This window comes from Streptomyces sp. NPDC002176, from assembly GCF_044903645.1.
In the GTDB taxonomy this organism is placed as follows: Bacteria; Actinomycetota; Actinomycetes; order Streptomycetales; family Streptomycetaceae; genus Streptomyces.
The window spans coordinates 99363-120831 of the sequence record NZ_JBJDQW010000001.1 but is presented as its reverse complement, the minus strand read 5'-3'; the positions used below and the strand labels follow the sequence as shown (position 1 = coordinate 120831).

The window sequence follows — 21469 nt, the reverse complement described above, 5'->3', positions numbered from 1 at the left end:
AGTGACCCATGTGTCTTGCAGTGCCCGGCAAGGTCGTCGCCATCCACGAAGGCGCCGACCCGCTCACCGGGCTCGTCGACTTCGGCGGAGTGCAGAAACAGGCGTGCCTGGAGTACCTGCCCGATGTACGGGTGGGGGAGTACGTCATCGTGCACGTCGGTTTCGCCCTGCAGAAGCTCGACGAGGAGTCGGCCCGCGCCTCACTGGAGCTGTTCGAGCAACTCGGGCTGCTGGAAGAGGAGTTCGGCGACGCCTGGGAGCAGGCCGAGCGGCAGGGAAGCGGAGTGGAGAACCGGTGAAGTACATCGACGAGTTCAACGACCCCGCGCTGGCGCGCCGCCTGCTGGACGAGATCCGCGCCACCGCCACCCGGCCCTGGGCCCTGATGGAGGTGTGTGGCGGCCAGACCCACTCCATCATCCGGCACGGTATCGACCAACTCCTGCCCGATGAAGTCGAGTTGATCCACGGCCCCGGCTGCCCGGTGTGCGTCACCCCGCTCGACGTCATCGACAAGGCCCTCGCGGTCGCCGCCCGCCCCGGGGTGATCTTCTGCTCCTTCGGCGACATGCTGAGAGTGCCCGGCACCGACCGCGACCTGTTCCGGGTCAAGGGCGAGGGCGGCGACGTACGTGTGGTGTACTCCCCGCTCGACGCGCTCGAGCTGGCGCGCAAAAACCCCGACAAGCAGGTGGTGTTCTTCGCCATCGGCTTCGAGACCACCGCACCCGCCAACGCCATGGCCGTCCACCAGGCCCGCCGCCTGGGCCTGGACAACTTCAGCCTGCTGGTCTCCCACGTCCGGGTGCCCCCGGCGATCGAGGCCATCATGACCGCCCCCGAGTGCCGGGTGCAGGGCTTCCTCGCCGCCGGGCACGTGTGCAGCGTGATGGGCACCGCCGAGTACCCGGAGCTGGCCGAGCGGTTCCGGGTGCCGATGGTGGTCACCGGGTTCGAACCGCTGGACATCCTGGAGGGCATCCGCCGCGCCGTGCACCAACTGGAGCGCGGCGAGCACCGGGTGGAGAACGCCTACCCCCGTGCCGTGCGCGAGGAGGGCAACCCGGCCGCGCTGCGCATGCTGGAGGACGTCTTCGAGGTCACCGACCGCAACTGGCGCGGCATCGGCCCCATTCCGGCCAGCGGCTGGCGCCTCGCTGAGGCGTACCGCGCCTACGACGCCGAGCACCGCTTCGACGTCACCGGCATCCGCACCGAGGAACCCGCCGTCTGCCGGGCCGGAGAGGTGCTCCAGGGCCTCATCAAGCCGACCGAGTGCGAGGCGTTCGGCACCGCCTGCACCCCGCGCACCCCGCTCGGCGCCACCATGGTCTCCAGCGAGGGCGCCTGCGCCGCCTACTACCTGTACCGCCGCATGGAAGGCGGTCCGGCTCCGCGCGGATCGCGCATCCCGCGAGAGGAGATGAACCCCGTTGGCTGACCTCACCGAGGCCCCCGCGATCGACCCCGCCAACTGGACCTGCCCCGCCCCCCTGCGCGACCAGGGCGTGGTCGTCATGGGCCACGGCGGAGGCGGCGCCCTCTCCGCCGAACTCATCGACCAGGTCTTCGCCCCCGCCTACGGCAACCCCACCCTCGCCGGACTCGCCGACTCCGCTGTGCTCGAACTCGGCGGCGCCCGGCTGGCGTTCTCCACCGACTCCTACGTGGTGCGCCCGCTGTTCTTCCCCGGCGGCTGCCTGGGCGACCTCGCCGTCAACGGCACGGTGAACGACCTGGCGATGAGCGGAGCGAAGCCCGCCTACCTGTCCACGGCGTTCGTCCTGGAGGAGGGCGTCGAGATCGCCGTCGTCGATCGCATCGCCCGCGCGCTCGGCGCCGCCGCCCGCGCCGCGGACGTCATCGTGGCCACCGGCGACACCAAGGTGGTCGAGTCCGGCCACGGCGACGGCGTCTACGTCACCACCGCGGGCGTCGGCCTCGTACCCGACGGCGTCGACATCCGGCCCCAGCGCGCCCGGCCCGGCGACGCGGTCATCGTCAGCGGGCCGATCGGGCTGCACGGCGTCGCGGTGATGAGCGTGCGGGAGGGGCTGGAGTTCGGCGTCGAGATCGTGTCCGACACCGCCCCCCTGGCCGGGCTCGTCGCGGCCATGCTCGCCGTCACCAAGGACGTGCATGTACTGCGCGACCCCACCAGGGGCGGACTCGGCGCCTCCCTGAACGAGATCGCCCGCGCCTCCGGCACCGGCGTCCGGATCACCGAGCGCGCCGTGCCGGTACCGGACGAGGTCGCCAACGCCTGCGGCTTCCTCGGCCTGGACCCGCTCTACGTCGCCAACGAGGGCAGGCTCGTCGCCTTCGTACCCCGCGAGCACGCCGACGCCGTGCTCGCCGCGATGCGCGCCCACCCGCAGGGCGCCGGGGCCGCGCTGATCGGGGAGTGCGTGGCCGAACACCCCGGCATGGTCACCGTCGCCACCGGACTCGGCGGCACCCGGGTGCTGGATCTGCCGCTGGGCGAGCAGCTTCCGCGCATCTGCTGAGCACATGAACCGGCCCCGCCCAGAGAGGGACGGGGCCGGTTCGCGCGTGCGGGGGTCAGGGCACCGAATCCACGGCGGTGATCTCCAACTCCCGTCCGCTGCGCAGATCCTGCGACGGCTGGTCGCAGGCCGGGCACCAGAAGAACGGGGGCATGCCCACCGCGAACTCCTGCGCGCACCCGCCGCACCAGGCCACCGCCGTCACCTGCTCCACCACCAGCCGGGCCGAGGCGAGCGAGGTGCCGTCCCGGGCCACCTCGAAGGCGAAGTGCAGCGCGTCCGGCACCACACCCGCCAGCTCACCGACCCGGACGGTCACCGAGGAGACGTCCCCGGTGCCGTCCGCGCGGGCGATCTCCCCGGCCTGCTCCACGATCGCGGTCGCGATCGACAGCTCGTGCACCGGTGTCTCACGGGTGCCGACGGGCCGTGCGCAGGCCCCCGGTCATCCGGTAGATCTTGATCTCCCGGACCATCCCGGGGACCTCCTTCACGAGCAGCAGCAGCGTCAGACCGGCGAGCACGGCGGCCTGGGCGACGAGCACCCGCCGCCCCGTCCACAGGGTCCGCTCCGCCTCTTCGACGGCTCTCGCCGCTCTCTCGATCTTCATGGCGCTCACTTCCTGCCTCTCATCCCGGCTCATCCCGGCGGAATGTTCGGCATGACGTCGAGGATGGCGTCGTGCCGTTTGCTGCGGATACCCGTGGAGCGGCTCGCGTCGGCGGTGCCGTCCTCGTGGTGCCCGGTCTGCTCCTGGTAGGGGCCCTGATTGCCCTCGTGGAGGCCCGGCACGTGCGTCGGCGTGTCCGGCTTCACCTGGGGACGGCCCACTCTGATCCTGCCCATGAACGTCTCCTCTCTGGACTTCACGAACGCTCGGTGAGCTCCGCGAAGAACCGTTCGACGGCCGGCCACACCCGGCCGCCGCCGGACAGCCCCTGCCACTCCGCGCGGACCAGGGCGACCATCCGGAAGCAGTCGTCGATCGGTACGATCCAGTGCTCCTCCTGGCCGCGCACCGTGTTGATCAGCAGTGCCTCCACGTCGGGTACCACGGAGGCGAGCGGCGGACACACGGCGGCCAGCCCGTGCCAGGCGTCGGAGTCCACCTCCCACCGCATGGCCCCGGCCGGGCTCGGCCCCTGCGCGGTCACCGCGCCGTCGGCGCGCGGCACGAAGAACACCAGACCCACCGGCACGCCCAGCGCGGTCGTGTCCACCGGCGCGAGCCGCACCCGGCGCCGGGGCACCAGCCGGTACCGGCGGCCGCCCGCCCCCTGCTCGGCGAACAGCACCGAGCAGGGACCGCAGACACAGCGGACCTCGTCGGCCGCCGTCTCGAAGAGATGCCGGTGCTCCTCGGCCACCGGGGCGGCACACAGCTCGCACACCTCGGCCCGCCCGGCCCCGGCCAGAGCCGGGCCGGAGCGGATCAGCCGGGCCAGCGCCCCGCTCACCGCGCCTCCTGCGGACGCTCCGCCCGGCGGGTGGTCAGCGTGGCGAGCGGCACGAACGCGGGCGGCTTCGCCCGCTCGGCCGTGACCGCCTCCACCGACCGCAGCTCCGGAGCGGCGGCGAGCACGGTCGCCCGCACCACCTCGGTGACGTCCCCGCCACCCGCGCCGCACCCGGACCCGCAGCCACCGCCGCCGCCGGAGTCGACCCGCACCCGGGCCACGTCGCCCTCGACGCCGAGCCACTGGAGGTCCCCGCCGCGCTCGCGCACGGCCGGGCGCAGCCGCTCCACCGCGCGCTCAGCGCGCCGCTCGGGCGGCTCGGGGTGCAGGGAGTGCAGCACCAGCAGATGCGCCAGCAGCTCGTCGCCCGCCACCCGGTCCAGCAGGGCGGCGTCCGCGCCGTCGAGCATCCGGGCCAGCGCCTCCCCGTACACGTCGGTCAGCAGGCCCACCGACTCCAGCGCCTCGGCCGAGTCGCCGCCCGACTCCAGGCGCTCCAGCAGCTCGTCCAGCCGGGCGAGCCGCGCCTCGACCGCCGGGTCGGCGAGCCGGGCGCCGTCAGCCATGGTTCGCGCCGTAGGTGGGGGAGTGCACGACGTTCAGCGTCTTGCCCTTGCCCATGTACATGTGGACACCGCACGGCAGACAGGGGTCGAAGCTGCGCACGGTGCGCATGATGTCGACGCCCTTGAAGTCGTCCGGCCCGTTCTCCTCGAAGATGGGCTGGCCCTGGACGGCGTCCTCGTACGGGCCGGGGGTGCCGTAGATGTCACGCGGGCTCGCGTTCCACGGGGTCGGCGGGTACGGGTGGTAGTTGGCGATCTTCTTGTCCTTGATCACCAGGTGGTGCGAGAGGACCCCGCGCACGGCCTCGTGGAAGCCGCAGCCGATCGCCTCGTCCGGCACCTCGAAGTCCTGGAACACCTTGGTCTCGCCCGCCCGCAGCAGCTCCATGGACTCCTCCAGGAACTGGAGCGCCATCGCGGCGGCGTACGCGACGAAGTAGGGCCGCGCGCGGCCGCGTTCGATGGTGTTGCTCCACTGCGGGACGCGCCACTCCAGCGTGGTCTCCGGCAGCGACTCGCCCTTGGGGAGCTGGATGCGCACACTGCCGTTGCCCGAGCTGACGTACCGGGTGTCGACCAGGCCGCTCAGCGCGGTCGACCACAGCCGGGCCAGCGGGCCGCCGCCGGTGTCCAGCGCGAGGTGTTTGCCGGTCTCCTGGTGGAGCCAGCGCGGGCTCATCACCCAGCTGTAGTTCTTGTCGAACTCGCGCTTCTGCGGCACCGGGACGGTCGTCTGGTTCCACGGGTGGCGCATGTCCACCGGGTTGCCCAGCGGGTCGTGGGTGACGAAGGGCTGCTCGTTGACCCAGTCGTCGTAGAACGAACTGCCCAGCATGATGCGCAGGTTGAGGTTGATGTCGATCAGGTTGTTGGTGACCAGCTTGCCGTCGACGATGACGCCGGGCGTGACGTACATCGCCTTGCCCCACTCGTTCATCGTCTCGTAGCGGTAGTCGGCCACCGCCGGGTTCTGCCACGCGCCCCAGCAGCCCAGCAGGATGCGGCGACGGCCGACCTCCTCGTAGCCCGGCAGGGCCTCGTAGAAGAAGTCGAAGATGTCGTCGGCCATCGCCACCGACTTCTTGACGAAGTCGATGATGTGCATCAGCCGACTGAGGTAGTCGGTGAAGATGGCGGGCTGCGGCATGGTGCCGACGCCGCCCGGATAGAGCGTCGAGGGGTGCACGTGGCGGCCCTCCATGAGACAGAACATCTCACGGGTGACCCGGCTGATCTTCAGTGCCTCCTTGTACACCTCGCCCTCGAAGGGGTTGTACGAGCGCATGATGTCGGCGATGGTCCGGTAGCCGTGGATGTGGCCGCGCGGTGCCTCGGTGCGCTCGGCGCGGGCCAGGACACCGGGGTTGGTGGCCTTGACCATCGCCTCGCAGTAGTCCACGAACAGCAGGTTGTCCTGGTAGATCGTGTGGTCGAACATGTACTCGGCGGCCTCGCCGAGGTTGGTGATGTGCTCGGCCATCGGCGGGGGCTTGATGCCGTACGCCATCTGCTGGGCGTAGTTGGAGCACGTCGTGTGGTTGTCCCCGCAGATACCGCAGATGCGCGAGGTGATGAAGCCCGCGTCGCGCGGGTCCTTGCCCTTCATGAAGACCGAGTAGCCGCGGAACAGCGACGAGGTGCTGTGGCACTCCGTCACCTCCCGGTTGGCGAAGTCGATCTTCGTGTAGATGCCCAGGTTGCCGATGATCCGGGTGACCGGGTCCCAGGACATGTCCACGATCTGGGCGGGTTTGCGTCCCGTGGGCCGTGATTCGGTGGTTGTCATCTGCGGTACTGCCCTCGCTGTCGGGGTGTGCGGGTGGGTGTCGGGCCTGCCGCGGCCGACCGGGCGTCAGGGACGCCAGTACGGGTCGTAACCGCTGGTGAGCTTGCGCTTCCGGTGCCGCCACTTGGGCTCGTGGTTGACCATCTCGTTGGTCACGCCGCGCAGTCGGCGGATGATCGCGCCGTACGGCTTGATGACCATGGAGGACAGGGTGCCGCCGGGGGGCTCGTCCATGAACGGCATGAACGCGTCCGGGAAGCCGGGCATCGTGCACCCGATGCAGATGCCGCCGACGTTCGGGCAGCCGCCGATCCCGGCCATCCACCCGCGCTTGGGCACGTTGCAGTTGACCACCGGTCCCCAGCAGCCGGTCTTCACCAGGCACTTGGGGGAGTTGTAGTCGAGCCCGAAGTCGGCCTGCTCGTAGTACGAGCCGCGGTCGCAGCCCTCGTGGACGGTCTTGCCGAACAGCCACTGCGGCCGCAGCATGTGGTCCAGCGGGGGCGGCGGGGCGTTACCGGCGGCGTGCTGGAGCACCCAGATCAGGGTCTCCATGAAGTTGTCGGGCTGGATCGGGCAGCCGGGCACGTTGACGATGGGCAGCCCCGCCGTCGACTTGTAGTCCCAGCCCAGGTAGTCCCCGAGGCCCATGGAACCGGTCGGGTTGCCGGCCATGCCGTGGATGCCGCCGTAGGTCGCGCAGGTACCGGCCGCGACCGTCGCCCACGCCTTCGGGGCGAGCTGGTCGATCCACCAGTTGATCGTCTGCGGCTGCCCCGTCTCGGGGTCGTTGCCGAACGACGTCCAGAAGCCGTCGCCCTCGATGATGTCCTGGTTGGGCACCGAGCCCTCGATGACCAGGATGAACGGGGTCTCCAGCTCGCCGCGCGCCGCCTGCCGGTAGGGGGTGAGGAAGTCCTCCCCGCCCAGGCTCGGCGAGAGCACCTTGTTGACCAGGTTGACCTTGGGCAGGCCGGGGATCAGGCCGAGGACCACGTCCTCGATGGAGGGCTGCATGGCCGCCGTCAGGGAGACGGTGTCGCCGTCGCAGCTCATCCCCTCCGAGATCCAGAGGATGGTGATCTCGTCTATCCCCTCGTGTTCCTCGGATCGTTCGATGCGCTCACGCGCCGCGGTGGTGTGGCTCTCGGTCGTCATGTCGCCTGCCTTCGCTGCGGTCGGTCGGCCGCTGGGGGAGTGGGTGTCGCCGTCAGGGGCGTCCGGGGCTCGGGTCCGGCTGGGCTCAGGGTCGGGGCTCGGCGCCGTCGCCGAGGGGCTGGAGTTCCTCGGGCCGGAAGTAGTGGAAACGGCCGTACCAGCCGTGCAGTTCGGCCGCCGGGTCGTCGTCGACGGTCACCGCCAGGTGCACGCTGCCGTCCACGTCGTGGAAGACCCCGGCCACCTCGGCCGTCCGCCCCACCAGGAACATGTCCTGGGCGTCCGCCCCGCGCAGCCGCGGGTTCAGCCGCACCTTGCTGCCGGTGCCGAGCGGGACGCCGTCCACCGCGACGGTGTCCGTCGTCGGGGACAGTCCGGCGTCGCCGCCCTCCTGCCACCAGGCGGGCCGCGCCTCGGGGGGCCGCGTGACGGGGGTCAGCGAGCGGATCGCCCCGTGCAGCTTGGAGAAGACCTCGGGCGGCATCGTGTCGACCCGGTCGAGGATGCGCGCCGCGCGCGGGTCGGTGGCCCGCGCCTCGGCCTTCTCCTCGTCGGTCAGCAGCATCGTGCGCAGCGTCAGGATCTCGTCGATCTCCGCCGCGTCGTGCAGATCGCCCGGACTCTCCGGCGCCACCTGCGGATGGTCCGGCAGGATGATCGGCGCCGAGAGCAGTACGGGCCCGGTGGCGCCGTCCCCGTCCATCCCGGCCTCCCCGGCCGGGCCGCCGAGCACCGGGAAGGTGAAGGCGCTGCGGCAGCCGCGCGCCCGCTCCCGCAGCGCGGCGGGCGGGTCGGTCTGCGAGACGAACTCCAGCCCCTCGCCGCCGAGCAGGGTGTGCGCGGCCAGCAGAGCCTGCCGCAGCGCCCGCGCGCGGGGGGCGCGGATGTCCGGCGCCTCGCCCGCGTTCTCGGTGCGCACACTCAGCCGGTACAGCCCGTCCGCCAGCTCCTCGGCCGCGACCGTGGTGCGCGCCCGTACCCGCTCGCGACGGCGCACGACGCGCCCGGCGCCCAGGTTCTCGGTCTCGACGGCGGGCGGCGCGCCGACCTCGGCGGTGCACGGTCCGCGCAGCAACTCCTCCAACGGCCAGCCGAGGTCCACCTCGTACGGGACCGCCTCGTCGAAGCTCAGATGTGCTGTGCCGTCGTCCGCACGCAGCGACTCGACCGGCCGGTGCCGTCCGTCCTCGCCCCGCGCCTCCACCTGCTTGCGCTGGAGCTGGAGGTACCGCACCCGCACCCGTAGCACCGCCCCGGGAACCGCCCGTACCAGGCACTCGGTGCGCTGGTACCAGGAGTCCGCCGAACCGGAGATGCCCTCGGCGACCGGACCGTCCGCCTCCACCCAGGTACGGGGCAGCAGCACCCCGAACTGCCAGCGGACGCGGTTCTTCGCCGAGGAACGGCGGTAGGGGTACAGCAGATAGCCCTCGTACAGCACGGCGTCCGCGACCGCGCCCACCTGAGTGAACGGATCGCCGGACAACCCCTCGGGGATGTCCCGGCCGGGCGTGGCGACGCACGCAGCGCCGCTCCCGCCTCCCGTGTCAGCCATGCCGCCTCCTCGCCGCCGGTGCATGGGGCCATGTCTCCCACCCACCGTCACACCGCTCACGCGGCCTCGCCCCTTAGGCGGAGTGCGGTTGAGCCGGGCGGGTGACGCATCGAGGGGACGGACTCAGTCGCCGTCACCGGCCTCGCGCCGGGCACGCCGGGCCCGGACCACCTCCACCAGCAGCGGCACCAGGGAGATCGCCACGACGACCGCGATCAGCGGCAGCAGATAGTCGTCCACGTGGTCGACCGACGAGCCCAGCGCCCAGCCCGCCAGCACCAGGCTCTGGGACCACAACACCCCGCCGACCGTCTGCCAGACGGTGAAGGTCCGCGTCGGCACCCCGAGCGCCCCCGCGGCCGGATGCAGCACGGAACGCAGCATCGGCACGAACCGGCCGATCACCAGCGCCTTGCGGTACCCGTACCGGGCCAGCAGCCGTTCCGCCCGCGCCACCCCCTCCTTGACCCGGTGGCTGGAGGTGCGGGTGAGCAGCGCCCGGCCACCGTGCCGCCCGATGAGGAAGCCCACCTGGGCGCCCGCCACCGAGCCCACGGCGGCGCACAGCATCACCTGCCACAGCACCAGCCGGGGCGGCTGACCGCCGTGCTGGACCGCGCTGAGCACCCCGGCCGGGAACAGCAGCGTGTCCCCCGGCAGGAAGAAGCCGACGACCAGCAGCCCGGACTCGGCGAACGTCACCGCCAGCACGCCCAGGGCACCGAAGGCGGCCAGCAGTGACGCGCTGTCCGTAGGGTTGACGGCGTTCACCGCCCATCGCCTCCCGGCCCGCCGATCGGTCGTCCGACACCCAGTCTCACGTGAACCCGGCGCCCGCGCCCGCGCGTCGTCCGGCGCGCACACCCTCTGTCGTGACCCCGACACGAGCCGTAGACTTGTCGGGAGCGCGGGGCGGTTGACAGGGGGAGCCGACATGCCGGAAGCGCCGTACGGCCCGGACCAGCACTTCACCGTTCCGCCGATGCCGCCCGGCCCGCCACCCGCGCCGCCGAACCCGCTGCGCGCGGCCGCCGTGGCCCTGCTCAACCTGAGCGGACTCGGCCTCGGCTACGCCCTGCTCCGCAGATGGGGCCCGCTGGCCCTGTGCCTGGCGGCCATCGCCGTCCTGCTCTTCGTGGCGCTGCCCGCCGACGCCGACGGCATACCCATCGGCGTAATCCTCGGCTACGGCGTCGTCCTGCTGCTCGCCGCCGCCCACGGCGCCGTGGTGGGACTGCGCACCCCGCTGGCCGCCCGCGCCCCGCTCGCCCTGCTGCTGGGCCTGGTGCTGCTCGCCGTACCGGTGGGCGGCGCGCTCTGGTACGACGGCGCCCGCGCGGAGGCCGAGCAGCAGGCGCTGCTCGACCGGCTGGAGAAGGCCGACGACCTGGTGGCCGCGGCCGCCCGCGGCACCTTCGCCGCCTCCCGCTCCGACTACCGCTCGGCCCTCGCCGTCTACCGCGATCTCGCGGTCGACCACCCCGGCTCACGCGCCGCCGACCGCGTCCCCGCCCGGCTGCGCGCCTACTACTCCACCATCGGCGCCGCGTACGGCCGGGGGGAGTACTGCCTGGCCGTCGAACCCCTGCAGTTCCTGCGCACGGTGCCCCGCACCATGCCCGCCGACCGGCTCGGCACGCTCACCCACTGGCCCGACGACCGGCTCGCCACCTCGCTCTACGAGTGCGGCGCGGCCGACCTCACCGACGGCGGCGAGGCGTGGACCGGCCACTTCCGCGACCTGCTCGGCACCTTCCCCGGCTCAGCCGCCGCCGCCAAGGTGGTGCCCGCCGCCGACACGGCCGTCCGCACCGCCCAGCAGGGCGTGAGCGGGACCGCGCCCTGCACCGCCGTGGACCGGCTGCGCGCCCTCGGCACCCGGCTCACCGACCTCGCCGCCACGGCCGGTGGCGCCTCCACCGGCCTCACCGCGGCGGCCAGCCGAGCCGCCCGCGACGGCGACGCGGGCGCCTACGAGTGCGGGGTCGACCAGTTCAAGGACGGCGACTTCGCCGGGGCGCGCGAGAGCATGCGGAGCTATGTCTCCGACACCAAGAGCGGCGGCAAACGGGAGCGGGCCAAGAAGATCGCCATCGGCGCCGAGGTCGCCCAGACCCTTCCGGCCGCCGGGAAGAACCTGCCCACCACCGCCTCCGGCGGCAGCATCTCCGTCACCGTGAAGAACGACAGCCCCCACGACATCACCGTCCTCTACACCGGCCCGGTCACCGGCAGCTTCACGCTCAAGGCATGCGGCGGCTGCACCGCGTACTCGCTGGCCGCGACCATCACGACCGGCTTCAAGCCGTGTTCCGACAGCGGGCGGAACTACCCCGCGCGCACCATCCGGCTGCCCGTCGGCACCACGTACTTCGTGCACCGGCCGGGCGGCATCGGCGCGGGCGCGCCCGCCTCCGACACCGCGCGGCTGCGGTCGGGCTATCTGTACACCGAATGCGCCTACACCACGCGGACGTTCGGGTCCGGTACCTGACCGGGCCGGTGCGCCGGGCCCGGCACGGTCCGGGTCATGGCGCAGAACAGGGCCGGTTCCGGCTCCGGCTCCGGTACGCGCTCCAGCCAGTCCCGGTACGCCGGTGCCTGGTGGGCCACCTCCCAGTAGGCGTCCGCCAGCTCCGGGAACCCCCGGTCGAGGTCGGTCTCGGTGCGCGCCGCGACCAGCAGCCTGACCCCGATCGGGTCGCCGTGCAGCGGGCGGATGGCGAGGTCGGACCGGGGGTGCGCGGTGGGCTGGCTGACGGTGACCACCTCGCCGGTGGCGGCCAGCGAATAGGCGGTGAGGTAGTCGCCGTGCAGCAGGTCCGGCTCGATCCCCGCCTCGCGCAGCACCCGGCAGATCGCGTCCCACTCGCCGTCGACCGTGGAGTCGACCATCCACCGGTCCTCGGCCAGCTCGGTGAGCCGCACCTCGCTCCGGGCCGCCGCCGGATGGTCGGCGGCCAGCGAGACGAACTGCGGCTCCCGCTCCACCAGCACCCGCAGCCGCAGCCCGGCCGGGACCCGCAGCGGGCTGCCCTCCACCTCGTGCACGAAGGCCAGGTCGAGCGCGCCCTCGGCGACCAGGCGCAGCAGCGCGTTCGCGGACGCGTCCATCTGGAGCGACGGCTCGGCCGCGGGCACGCGTGAGCGCAGTCGGCGCAGCCAGCCGGGCAGGGCGCGGCTGGCGGTGGCGCCGATCCGCAGCCGGGGCCCGGCGGAGGCGCGGGCGGCGGCCGCGCGGGCCTCGGTGACGAGCGCGGCCAGTTCCCCGACCAGCGGCCGGGCCCGGCTCAGCACCATGCGGCCCAGCGGGGTGGGGCGGCAGCCGGTGTGGCCGCGGGTGAAGAGCCGACCGCCCAGCGCCTGTTCGATCCGACCCAGCTGGGTGCTCAACGAGGGCTGGGCCAGGCCGAGTTCGCGCGCCGCCTGATGCAGGCTGCCCGCATCGGCGATGGCGCACAGAACCCGGAAGTGCCTCACCTCTAGCTCCATGACGGGAGCCTAGGGCGGTTGAGCATGCCCACGCCAGACGCATAAATCACCGCGCACCGGCACGAGTTGCCGGTGATAGCCCGGTGCTATCGCAACTTGCCATTAGCCGGGGGCTGTTGATCTATCCAAGACTCGGAGGCAGCCGGTCGTTCACCCCCACTCGAACGACGGCGACCCCCACACGCATCGAAAAGAGGAGCACCCCACATGTCGTCCTCCAGCATGCCCGCGAAGACCACCAGAATGTTCGTCGCCCTCGGTCTCGGCGTGGCCGCCGCCACGTTCGGTGCCGCCGCCCCGGCGTCCGCCCAGCCCGCCCCCGTCGCCGCCCACGCCGGATACACCGGCTCGGCCCAGGAGTCGGCGAACAACAAGGCGTTCTTCGACGCGGTCATGAAGTCGGTCGCCGAGAAGCAGGCCGCCAACCCCGGCCTGCAGTCGGTCACCGTCACCTACAACCCGTCGGCCGCGCCGACCTTCAGCTCGCAGATAGCGAGCGCCGCCTCCATCTGGAACAGCTCCGTCTCCAACGTCAAGCTGTCGGCCACCTCCGGCACCGGCGACTTCTCCTACCGCGAGGGCAACGACTCCCGCGGCTCGTACGCCTCCACCGACGGGCACGGCAGCGGCTACGTCTTCCTGGACTACGCCCAGAACCAGCAGTACGACTCGGTCCGCGTCACCACCCACGAGACCGGCCACGTGCTCGGCCTGCCCGACCACTACGAGGGCCCGTGCAGCGAGCTGATGTCCGGCGGCGGCCCCGGCCCGTCCTGCACCAACTCCAGCCCGGACGCCAATGAGCGCGCCCAGGTCGACCAGCTCTGGGCCAACGGGTTCGCCAAGGCCCTGGCCAAGGTGAACCAGGCCCGCTGACCCTTCAGCGCGCCCGGCAGGAACACCGGACCGCGGATCGTCGCCCCCCACGCGACGGTCCGCGGTCCGTCGTGCGTGGTACCGGTGATGGCTGGGTGATAGGGCGCCACTATCCCAACTTGCCATCATCCGGACGCCGTTGACCTGCCCGAGACTCATGGGCAACCGGCCGTTCACCCCCATACGGACGGCCCCCCACGTACGAAACGAGGACCCCACATGACGTCGTCCCGTACGTCCGCCAAGACCGTCAGATCCCTCCTCGCCCTCGGTCTCGGCGTGGCCGCCGCCGCGCTCGGCGCCACCACCCCCGCCGCCGCCCAGCCCGCGCCCGTCGCCGCCCCGCACGCCGGGTACACCGGCTCGGCGCAGGAGTCGGCGAACACCAAGGCGTTCTTCGACGCCGTGCTGAAGTCGGTCGCCGAGCAGCGGGCCGAGAACCCGAGCCTCAAGGCCGTCACCGTCTACTACAACGCCAGCCAGGCGCCGAGCTTCCGCTCGCAGATATCGAGCTCCACGTCGATCTGGAACAGCTCGGTCTCCAACGTCAAGCTCGCCTCGACCACCGGCACCGGCAACTTCTCCTACCGCGAGGGCAACGACTCGCGCGGCTCGTACGCCTCCACCGACGGCCACGGCCGGGGCTACGTCTTCCTCGACTACGCGCAGAACCAGCAGTACGACTCGATCCGGGTGACCGCGCACGAGACCGGCCATGTGCTCGGTCTGCCCGACCACTACAGCGGCCCGTGCAGCGAGCTGATGTCCGGCGGCGGCCCCGGCACCTCCTGCACCAACCGCTACCCGAACGCCGCCGAGCGCTCCCGCGTCAACCAGCTGTGGGCCAACGGGCTCGCCAAGGCGCTGGCGAAGGTGAACCAGGACCGCTGACGCTTCCCCCCCCGCACGCCTGTGGGCCGTCGTCCCGGACGACGGCCCACAGCGCGTGTTCAGTCGTCCGAGCCGGGCGGCGGGCGCTCGATGAGGTTCTGCACCGCCCGGCTCAGCACCAGCACACCCCCGACGATGAGGATCGCGCCCAGCGCCTCCGGGACGAGCCACCAGCCGGTGCGGATGCGCTCATGGAACAGGAAGATGCCCAACGCCAGGCTGACCACCGCGTCCCCGATGGTCAGAGCGGGCTGGGCGGCGGCCAGCGGGCCCGCCTGCAGCGCGTTCTCCAGCAGCAGCACCGCCGCGGCGCCCGCCAGCGCGAAGCCGTACGTCTGCCAGGACGTGAGGAACGCCTCGAAGCCCTCGTCGGCGAACGTGCCCGTGGCCGACTTCAGCAGAGCGGCCGTCAGCGCGTTGGCGATCGCCGACCCTGTGGCCAGCAGGGCGGCGCGGCCGGTGGCCGGACGCTCGTGCCGGGCCAGCAGCACGACCACGACGATCGTTCCGACGCCCAGCACCAGCGCCGGGACCCAGCGGGTCAGCGGCGCCTGGTCGCCCGCGCCGTGCGGCGCGGCCGCCGCCAGCAGCACGGCCAGGCCCACCACCACCCCGCCGACCCCCCACCAGCCGTAGCGGGGCAGATGCCGGTGCAGCAGTGGGCCGACGATCAGCAGCGCGAAGGGCAGCTCCAGGATGAACAGCGGCTGCACCAGCGCCAGCGGCCCGTTGACCAGCGCCAGGCTCTGGAACACCGCCGCGCCGACCACCCCGGCCATGCCCAGCACCCAGGCCGGGCGGCGCACCAGCTCCGCCAGCAGCTTCAGGCCGCTGCGTTCGCTGGTGGAGGCCGCCTTGCGCTGGAACGCCGTGCCCATGGCGTTGCTCGCGGCACCCGCGACGGCGAAGGCCGCGGCCAGTTCGATCACTGAGGTTCTCCCGCCTGCGTAAAGCCTATGAAAAGCCTACGAAAGCCCTGCCCCGTGCGCCGCTGGACCGCCGCCGCGCACACCCGTCCGCGCGAGGCTCTGGCCGAAGCCTCGGCCCGTATTCACTCGTTCGGGTTCTTTCTGCGCTGATGTCCGGGTCTGGGCGCATGGCGCGTCGCTGGACGGAGAGAACACGGACATGACGGACATGCACGAACCGAATGCGGGCAGCCCCCTTCCCGGTCCGCGGTCCGCCGCCGCTTCCGACGTGGTGTTCACCGCCGACTTCACGTCCGAACGGCAGTGGGTGGCGGGCCGCTCCTGGGCCTATCCCGACGGCGGCCCGGTCAACCCGGGCGACGACAAACTCGACTACCTGGTGGCCGACCCCGCCTACAGCCGCTCGGGCGTCTTCCGGGCCAGACGCAGATCCGACGGCCGGTGGAACACCGGGCTGCTCACCACCGAGGGCAGCCCGGACGGCTTCCAGCTCCGCACCGGCGACGTCCTGGAGGCCCGCGTCCGGCTGCCCCGCGAGATCGGCGCCTGGCCCGCCATCTGGACCTGGCGGGACGGCGGCCAGGAGGTCGACGTCTTCGAGTACCACCCGGACAACCCCGACCTGCTGGAGTTCACCAACCACGTGCGCGGCAGCAACCGCTACTTCCGCGACGACATGATCAGCCCCGGCGCCTGGGTCGACCTGCGCACCGAGTTCGGCACCCGCTCGGTCGTCTGGTGGGTCAACGGCAGACGCGTCTTCGCCGACCAGCGCGGCACCGGACGCGGCTGGCACGCCTCCATCATCGTCAACCTGTCCGTCTGCGGCGGCCGCTACCACCCGCCGCCCCGCCGCGAGACCACGGAGATGTCCTACACGGTGAGCCGACTCGTCGTCCGCCGCCCGAACTCCGCCCTCGCCGCTGCCGAGGGGAGAGAGGCGGAGGAAGAGCGGGCGGAGTCCTGAGCCTCAGTCCACCGGCCAGGTGTGCACCGGGGCGTTGAGGTGCATGTAGTCGATGTACAGCTCCGTCATCCGGCGCAGCGCCTCGTGGCGGCTGGCGTGCGTGGTGTCCTCCAGCCTCCGCACCGTCTCCTTCTGCCACACCGCGCCGTTGCGGGCCGTGACACACCGCTGCTCGATGATGCCGAGCAGCGGCTCCCGCCACGCCGCGTCCATGCCGGACAGCTCCAGACCCCGGTGCGCCAGCGGCAGCAGCCTGCGCAGCACCAGTTCCGGCACCGGCACCTCGCCCATGCCCGGCCAGTACAGCAGGGCCTCGATGCCGTGCCGGGCCGCCGTGTGCAGGTTCTCCTCCGCCGCCGAGAACGACATCCGCGACCACACCGGCCGGTCCTCCTCCACCAGGGCCCGCGTCAGGCCGTAGTAGAAGGCACCGTTGGCGAGGGTGTCCGCGACGGTCGGGCCCGCGGGCAGCACCCGGTTCTCCACCCGGACATGCGGGCGGCCGTCCGCGACCGCGTACACCGGGCGGTTCCAGCGGTAGATGGTGCCGTTGTGCAGGGTCAGCTCGGCCAGCTCCGGAATGTCCCCCCGGTCCAGCGTCTCCGCCGGGTCCTGTTCGTCGCACAGCGGCAGCAGGGCCGGGAAGTAGCGCAGGTTCTCCTCGAACAGGTCGAAGACGCTGGTGATCCACCGCTCCCCGAACCACACCCGCGGTCGCACCCCCTGCACCTTGATCTCCTCCGGCCGGGTGTCGGTCGCCTGCTCGAACAGCGGGATACGCGTCTCGTGCCACAGCTCCTTGCCGAACAGGAACGGCGAGTTCGCCGCCAGCGCCACCTGCACCCCCGCGATGGCCTGCGCCGCGTTCCAGTAGCCCGCGAAGTCCTCCGGGGAGACCTGGAGATGGAACTGGGTACTGGTGCAGGCCGCCTCCGGGGTGATCGTGTCCGCGTAGGTGCGCAGCCGGTCCACGCCGTCCACCTCGATGCGCAGGTCCTCGCCGCGGGCCGCGAACACCTGGTCGTTGAGCAGTTGGTAGCGCGGGTTCTCCGACAGCGCGGCCACCCCGATGTCCGCCTGGCGCAGCGTGGGCAGGATGCCGACCGTCACCAGTCGCGCGCCGACCGTACGGGCCCGGTCCTCGGCGTGGTTGAGGGCCGCCCGGATCTCGTCCTCCCAGGCGTCCGGACCGCCCGCCGTCAGCCGACGCGGAGGCACGTTGATCTCCAGGTTGAACCGGCCCAGCTCCGTCGACCAGGACGGGTCCGCGATCGCCTCCAGCACATCGCTGTTGCGCATCGCGGGCTCGGCGTCGGCGTCCACGAGGTTCAGCTCGATCTCCAGACCGACCCGCGGCCGGTCGCTGTCGAAGCGTGACTCGCGCAGCATCTGGGCGAACGCGTCGAGGCACTCCTGCATCTTGAAGCGGTACCGGCGGCGGTCCTCGCGGGTGAAGACGAGCGCCGGGACGTCCCGTCCCATCGGCCCTCCTGGATTCCCTCCTCCAACACCTGTGCACCTAAGAGTCGCACCACCCACCGCACCCCACCACGCGACGGACGGCGGCTAGGGCCTGTCCGGCGGATCAAGGTGCGGGGAAGCGGCGGCGCCGATCGACCCAGGTGAGCGGGGTCTGGTGCGTCCAGGTGCAAGGCGGAGGAGGGAGTCGACGCGGAGCGTCGGCGAGTGACGACAACGCCGCAGATGGGCGTGCCAGACCCCGCGTCCGCGCCTTGATCCGCCGGACAGGCCCTTACGCGTTGTCCACCACCCGTGCGAGCAGCAGGGCCACGTCGTCGTGGTCGTCGGGGTGGCGCAGGCCGTGCACTAGGCGGTCGCAGACCTCCTCCAGCGAGGGGCCGGGCTCGCCCAGCAGGGACAGCAGTGCCTCCAGCCGCTCGTCGATGGCGTGCTGCCGGGTCTCCACCAGCCCGTCCGTGTACAGCACCAGCAGATCGCCGGGCTCCATCGGCACGGTGGCCGCCTCGAACGGCACCCCGCCCACCCCGAGCGGCGCGGCGGTGGGCAGGTCCAGGAACGTCGGCGCCCGGCCGGGCCGGGCCAGGGCGGGCGGCAGATGTCCGGCGTTGGCGACCGTGCACCGGTTGGTGGCGGGGTCGTACACCGCGTACAGACAGGTGACGATGTAGTGCTCCAGATCGCAGGTGATCTTGTCCAGATGCCGCAGCACCGCCTCCGGGGCCAGGTCCAGGTCGGCGTAGGCGCAGGTCGCGGTGCGCAGGCGGCCCATGGTGGCGGCCGCGTCGATGCCGTTGCCCATCACGTCGCCCACCACCAGGGCGGTCCGGTCGTCCGCCAGCGGGATCACGTCGTACCAGTCGCCGCCGACCTCGCTGGTGGCCTGCGCGGGCTCGTACCGGGAGGCCACCTCCAGGCCGGTGTGCCGGGGGGAGTGGTCGGGCAGCAGGCTCCGCTGCAGGGTGAGCGCGGTGTTGCGCACGCTCTGGAACCAGCGCGCGTTGTCGATCGCCACCCCGGCCCGGCCCGCGATCTCGGCGGCCAGCACCACGTCGTCCTCGTCGAACGGTAGCGGATTACGGGTCCGCTTCAGGTCCAGCGCGCCCAGCACCTCGCCGTGCGCGATCAGCGGCACCGCCAGATACGAGTGCACGCCCGCCTCGGCCAGCAGCGCCTCGCCGTCCGCGTCCCGCGCGATCCGCGGCAGGTCGGCGGGCTGCACGTGCGGGACCAGCACCGGGCGCCCGGTGTGCACGCACAGCGTGACCAGCCGGTCCCCGGCGTAGGCGGCCAGGTCGCCCGGCGGATCGGCGGCGTGCGTCGCCACCGTGGGATGCGCCGCCTTCAGGGCGAGCGCCCGGAACAGCTCCGGGCCGTCGTCCGGGCTGCTCATCCGGCGGCAGGCCAGCGCCGAGTCGAGTACGTCCACCGCGACCACGTCCGCCAGCACCGGCGCCGCGACCTCGGCCAGCTCACGGGCGGTGCGCTCCACCTCCAGCGTGGTGCCGATCCGCGCGGAGGCGTCCGCGATGACCGCCAGCCGTCTGCGCGCCCGGTCCGCCTCCCCGGCCGCCTGGTGCCGTTCGGTGACGTCCACGACGGAGACGGCGGCGCCCAGCACCCGGCCGCCGGGGTCCTCCAGCCGGTAGAAGGACAGCGACCAGGCGTGCTGTTGTCCGGGATCGTTGCGCGGGCGGCCCACGTGGTACTGGTCCAGCAGCGGGGTGCCGGTGGTGAGGACCTGGCGCAGCGCCGACTCCACGGTGTCCACGTCCGTCAGCGGCAGCGCCTCGCGCAGGCTCCGGCCCACGTGCTCGGCGGCGGGCATGCCGTCGATCCGCTCCAGCGCCGGATTGACCAGCAGAAACCTCAGGTCCGGATCGAGCAGGGCGAGACCGATGGGGGACTGGTAGATCAGCCGCTCGCACAGCGCGAGGTCGGTCTCCACCCGCTGGAGCAGGCCCCGGTCGGCGGCGATGCCGAGCGCGTACACCTCGCCCTCGTCGTCGAGCAGCCGCATGGTGCGGAATTCCGTCAACCGGCTGGAGCCGTCCTTGTGCCGTACCGGGAAGGCGCCCGCCCAGCCCTGGCCGGTGGCGAGCACCTCGCTGAACAGCCGTACCGCCGACTTGATCCGCCCCGGCGAGACCAGCAGCTTGCCCGCCTCGGAACCGAGCGCCTCCTCGGCGGACCAGCCGAAGAGTTCCTCCGCCTGCGGGGTCCAGAAGACGATGCGTCCGCGGGTGTCCAGGACCACCGCGGCCACGCTCAGCAGGTCCAGCAGCCCCGTCGGCCGGGGTTCCCCGGCGTCGTGCTCCTCGTCGGACCGGAAGGAGTCCACTGCCATCCCGCCACCTCCACCCACCGGCACGGGCATCGCCCGACGGCTCGGGACCGGTACCCCTCCATGCTGCCCCCGCCGCCCGCACACGCCCACCGGGACGGCCCGGTCACCCCTCCTCGTCGCGGTGCTGGTCCTCGTGCGAGGGCACCCAGTGGTGCTCGGTGAACCAGCGGCCGAACAGCGCGCCCCCGTACACCACGAACCCCACGCCGATCAGCCAGGACGACACCACCAGCACGGTGCCGACCGCCCCGTAGCTCAGCGCGTTGGTCACGATCAGCGGGGTGAACACCAGCGTGGAGAAGGCGCGCAGCCCGGCCAGCCCCAGCACGCTGGCGACCGCGCCCGGCAGCAGATCCCGCCAGCGGATCTGGCCGCCCAGCAGGAACCACGGGCCCCACCAGAAGAAGAACACCGTGGTCACCGTGGTCAGGAAGATCCGGGAGAACCCCTGCATCGTCGTCCCCGTCTGCACCTCCTGGTACAGGTACGCCATCAGCACCACCAGCCAGGTCGCCTGCCGCCACACCCGGTGCCACGGCCCGGCCGCCAGCCCCCAGATCCGCTCGAAGGCGTTCTGCACACTGCCGCCGAAGGACACCCCGAACACGGCGAGCATCAGGATGCTCCACGCGCTGGTGGTGCCGATGACCTCGCGCGGCGGGCTGAACACATCGGTGAGCAGCTTCGCCGACCGCCCGGACAGCCCCATGCCGTCCGACAGCCAGGACGAGAAACCGCCGCGCACCAGCGGGTCGGCGGCGGCGACCACGATCAGCAGCGGGGCCAGCGTCACCAGGGCGAGGGTGGCGAACCCCATGGCCCGGTGCAGCAGTTCCAGCTCGCGGCCGCGCCGGATCAGGACGTGCAGGGCGAGCCACTCCCAGGCGCGGTCCAGGCCGTGCCGGACCCGGCTCACGGTCCGTCCCCGCCGGGCGGTGGCGGGTAGGTGAGATGTCCGTCCTCGACATGCGCGTGCTCGTTCAGCGACGCCGGTCTCGTACTCGTCGCCGACATGATGTGCTCCACGTCCGCGCCCGCCACCAGCAGGGCGTCCGTGATGAGCCTGCGGTGGCAGCGCCAGGGCACCGCCTCGCTGCACATGATGGCGGGGCTGCCGTGCTCGGCCAGTTCCAGGAGTTCGGCCAGCCCCTCCTGGAACTCGTCCGTGGCCATGTGGTCCGCGTAGTCCCGGAACGCCTTGACCCGCCAGGCGCCGTTGGGTGTCGGGACGTCCTTGGGCGTGTGCCGCCGCCCGCCCAGTCCCGGTAGCCAGCGGTACTCGATGTCGGGCGGCAGCGCCTCCTCGATGGCCGCCCGGTTCCACTGCGGGTACTTCCGCGACGACGGGAACGAGCGCACATCCACCAGATGGGTGATGCCGTTGTTCCGCAGCATCGTCACCAGCTCGTCGAAGTCACGGGTGGAGTGCCCCACCGTGCGGATGCGGTTGGTCATCCC

The 21469-nt window shown here is 72.3% G+C and carries 22 protein-coding genes; 7 read left to right on the top strand and 15 right to left on the bottom strand.

The window, feature by feature from the left end; genetic code table 11:
* Positions 1-8: 8 nt before the first annotated feature.
* From ACI2LY_RS00540 to hypE, 3 genes are all read left to right on the top strand, one after another.
* Positions 9-299, top strand: a complete 291-nt coding sequence (locus ACI2LY_RS00540; protein ID WP_404705149.1) for a HypC/HybG/HupF family hydrogenase formation chaperone — start codon at positions 9-11, stop codon at positions 297-299.
* Positions 296-1441, top strand: coding sequence for a hydrogenase formation protein HypD (hypD, locus tag ACI2LY_RS00535; protein WP_404705148.1), 1146 nt, complete (start codon positions 296-298; stop codon positions 1439-1441). The genes ACI2LY_RS00540 and hypD overlap by 4 nt, the downstream gene beginning before the upstream one ends.
* 76 nt (positions 1442-1517) lie before the next feature.
* Positions 1518-2507, top strand: a complete 990-nt coding sequence (gene hypE / locus ACI2LY_RS00530; protein WP_404706442.1) for a hydrogenase expression/formation protein HypE — start codon at positions 1518-1520, stop codon at positions 2505-2507.
* A 55-nt stretch (positions 2508-2562) separates the two neighbouring features.
* On the opposite strand, the gene hypA is transcribed toward hypE, so the two are convergent.
* From hypA to ACI2LY_RS00485, 9 genes are all read right to left on the bottom strand, one after another.
* Positions 2563-2910 (bottom strand): hydrogenase maturation nickel metallochaperone HypA, encoded by a 348-nt coding sequence (hypA, locus tag ACI2LY_RS00525; protein WP_404705147.1) that lies wholly within the window; start codon positions 2908-2910, stop codon positions 2563-2565.
* Positions 2911-2917: 7 nt separating this feature from the next.
* Positions 2918-3118, bottom strand: a complete 201-nt coding sequence (locus ACI2LY_RS00520; protein WP_404705146.1) for a hypothetical protein — start codon at positions 3116-3118, stop codon at positions 2918-2920.
* A 29-nt stretch (positions 3119-3147) separates the two neighbouring features.
* Positions 3148-3354 (bottom strand): hypothetical protein, encoded by a 207-nt coding sequence (locus tag ACI2LY_RS00515; protein ID WP_388999914.1) that lies wholly within the window; start codon positions 3352-3354, stop codon positions 3148-3150.
* Between the two features lie 20 nt (positions 3355-3374).
* Positions 3375-3965, bottom strand: a complete 591-nt coding sequence (locus tag ACI2LY_RS00510) for a DUF5947 family protein (protein ID WP_404705145.1) — start codon at positions 3963-3965, stop codon at positions 3375-3377.
* On the bottom strand, positions 3962-4531 hold the full coding sequence (locus ACI2LY_RS00505; RefSeq protein WP_404705144.1) for a NifU family protein: 570 nt from the start codon (positions 4529-4531) through the stop codon (positions 3962-3964). Before ACI2LY_RS00505 ends, ACI2LY_RS00510 begins: the two co-directional genes overlap by 4 nt.
* The gene (locus ACI2LY_RS00500; RefSeq protein WP_404705143.1) at positions 4524-6317 is read right to left on the bottom strand and encodes a nickel-dependent hydrogenase large subunit; all 1794 of its coding nucleotides are present in this window, start codon (positions 6315-6317) and stop codon (positions 4524-4526) included. The genes ACI2LY_RS00505 and ACI2LY_RS00500 overlap by 8 nt, the downstream gene beginning before the upstream one ends.
* A 66-nt stretch (positions 6318-6383) precedes the next feature.
* On the bottom strand, positions 6384-7475 hold the full coding sequence (locus ACI2LY_RS00495; protein WP_404705142.1) for a hydrogenase expression protein HypE: 1092 nt from the start codon (positions 7473-7475) through the stop codon (positions 6384-6386).
* An 85-nt stretch (positions 7476-7560) separates the two neighbouring features.
* Complete coding sequence (locus ACI2LY_RS00490) at positions 7561-9030, bottom strand: hypothetical protein (protein ID WP_404705141.1); 1470 nt, start codon at positions 9028-9030, stop codon at positions 7561-7563.
* A 123-nt stretch (positions 9031-9153) separates the two neighbouring features.
* On the bottom strand, positions 9154-9801 hold the full coding sequence (locus ACI2LY_RS00485; RefSeq protein WP_404705140.1) for a DedA family protein: 648 nt from the start codon (positions 9799-9801) through the stop codon (positions 9154-9156).
* A gap of 163 nt (positions 9802-9964) precedes the next feature.
* Between ACI2LY_RS00485 and ACI2LY_RS00480 the strand changes: the two genes are divergently transcribed.
* On the top strand, positions 9965-11524 hold the full coding sequence (locus tag ACI2LY_RS00480) for a hypothetical protein (protein WP_404705139.1): 1560 nt from the start codon (positions 9965-9967) through the stop codon (positions 11522-11524).
* On the opposite strand, the gene ACI2LY_RS00475 is transcribed toward ACI2LY_RS00480, so the two are convergent.
* On the bottom strand, positions 11491-12522 hold the full coding sequence (locus ACI2LY_RS00475) for a LysR substrate-binding domain-containing protein (RefSeq protein ID WP_404705138.1): 1032 nt from the start codon (positions 12520-12522) through the stop codon (positions 11491-11493). The genes ACI2LY_RS00480 and ACI2LY_RS00475 overlap by 34 nt on opposite strands.
* A 207-nt stretch (positions 12523-12729) precedes the next feature.
* Between ACI2LY_RS00475 and snpA (ACI2LY_RS00470) the strand changes: the two genes are divergently transcribed.
* Together snpA (ACI2LY_RS00470) and snpA (ACI2LY_RS00465) are read left to right on the top strand one after the other, a co-directional pair.
* Positions 12730-13398: a snapalysin gene (gene snpA, locus ACI2LY_RS00470; protein ID WP_404705137.1), complete on the top strand. Its 669-nt coding sequence runs from the start codon at positions 12730-12732 to the stop codon at positions 13396-13398.
* A gap of 219 nt (positions 13399-13617) precedes the next feature.
* Positions 13618-14289, top strand: coding sequence for a snapalysin (gene snpA, locus ACI2LY_RS00465; protein WP_404705136.1), 672 nt, complete (start codon positions 13618-13620; stop codon positions 14287-14289).
* A 59-nt stretch (positions 14290-14348) separates the two neighbouring features.
* On the opposite strand, the gene ACI2LY_RS00460 is transcribed toward snpA (ACI2LY_RS00465), so the two are convergent.
* On the bottom strand, positions 14349-15218 hold the full coding sequence (locus ACI2LY_RS00460; RefSeq protein WP_404705135.1) for a DMT family transporter: 870 nt from the start codon (positions 15216-15218) through the stop codon (positions 14349-14351).
* Positions 15219-15426: 208 nt separating this feature from the next.
* Between ACI2LY_RS00460 and ACI2LY_RS00455 the strand changes: the two genes are divergently transcribed.
* Entirely contained in the window at positions 15427-16185 is a 759-nt protein-coding gene (locus tag ACI2LY_RS00455) for a beta-glucanase (RefSeq protein WP_404706441.1), read from the top strand.
* Between the two features lie 3 nt (positions 16186-16188).
* On the opposite strand, the gene ACI2LY_RS00450 is transcribed toward ACI2LY_RS00455, so the two are convergent.
* From ACI2LY_RS00450 to ACI2LY_RS00435, 4 genes are all read right to left on the bottom strand, one after another.
* On the bottom strand, positions 16189-17667 hold the full coding sequence (locus tag ACI2LY_RS00450) for a glutamate--cysteine ligase (protein ID WP_404705134.1): 1479 nt from the start codon (positions 17665-17667) through the stop codon (positions 16189-16191).
* A gap of 271 nt (positions 17668-17938) precedes the next feature.
* Positions 17939-20011, bottom strand: a complete 2073-nt coding sequence (locus ACI2LY_RS00445; protein WP_404705133.1) for a SpoIIE family protein phosphatase — start codon at positions 20009-20011, stop codon at positions 17939-17941.
* 103 nt (positions 20012-20114) lie between these two features.
* Positions 20115-20927 (bottom strand): ribonuclease BN, encoded by an 813-nt coding sequence (locus tag ACI2LY_RS00440; RefSeq protein ID WP_404705132.1) that lies wholly within the window; start codon positions 20925-20927, stop codon positions 20115-20117.
* A complete protein-coding gene (locus tag ACI2LY_RS00435) occupies positions 20924-21466 on the bottom strand; it encodes a DUF488 family protein (RefSeq protein ID WP_404705131.1) in 543 nt (180 codons plus the stop codon). The genes ACI2LY_RS00440 and ACI2LY_RS00435 overlap by 4 nt, the downstream gene beginning before the upstream one ends.
* Between the last annotated feature and the right edge of the window lie 3 nt (positions 21467-21469).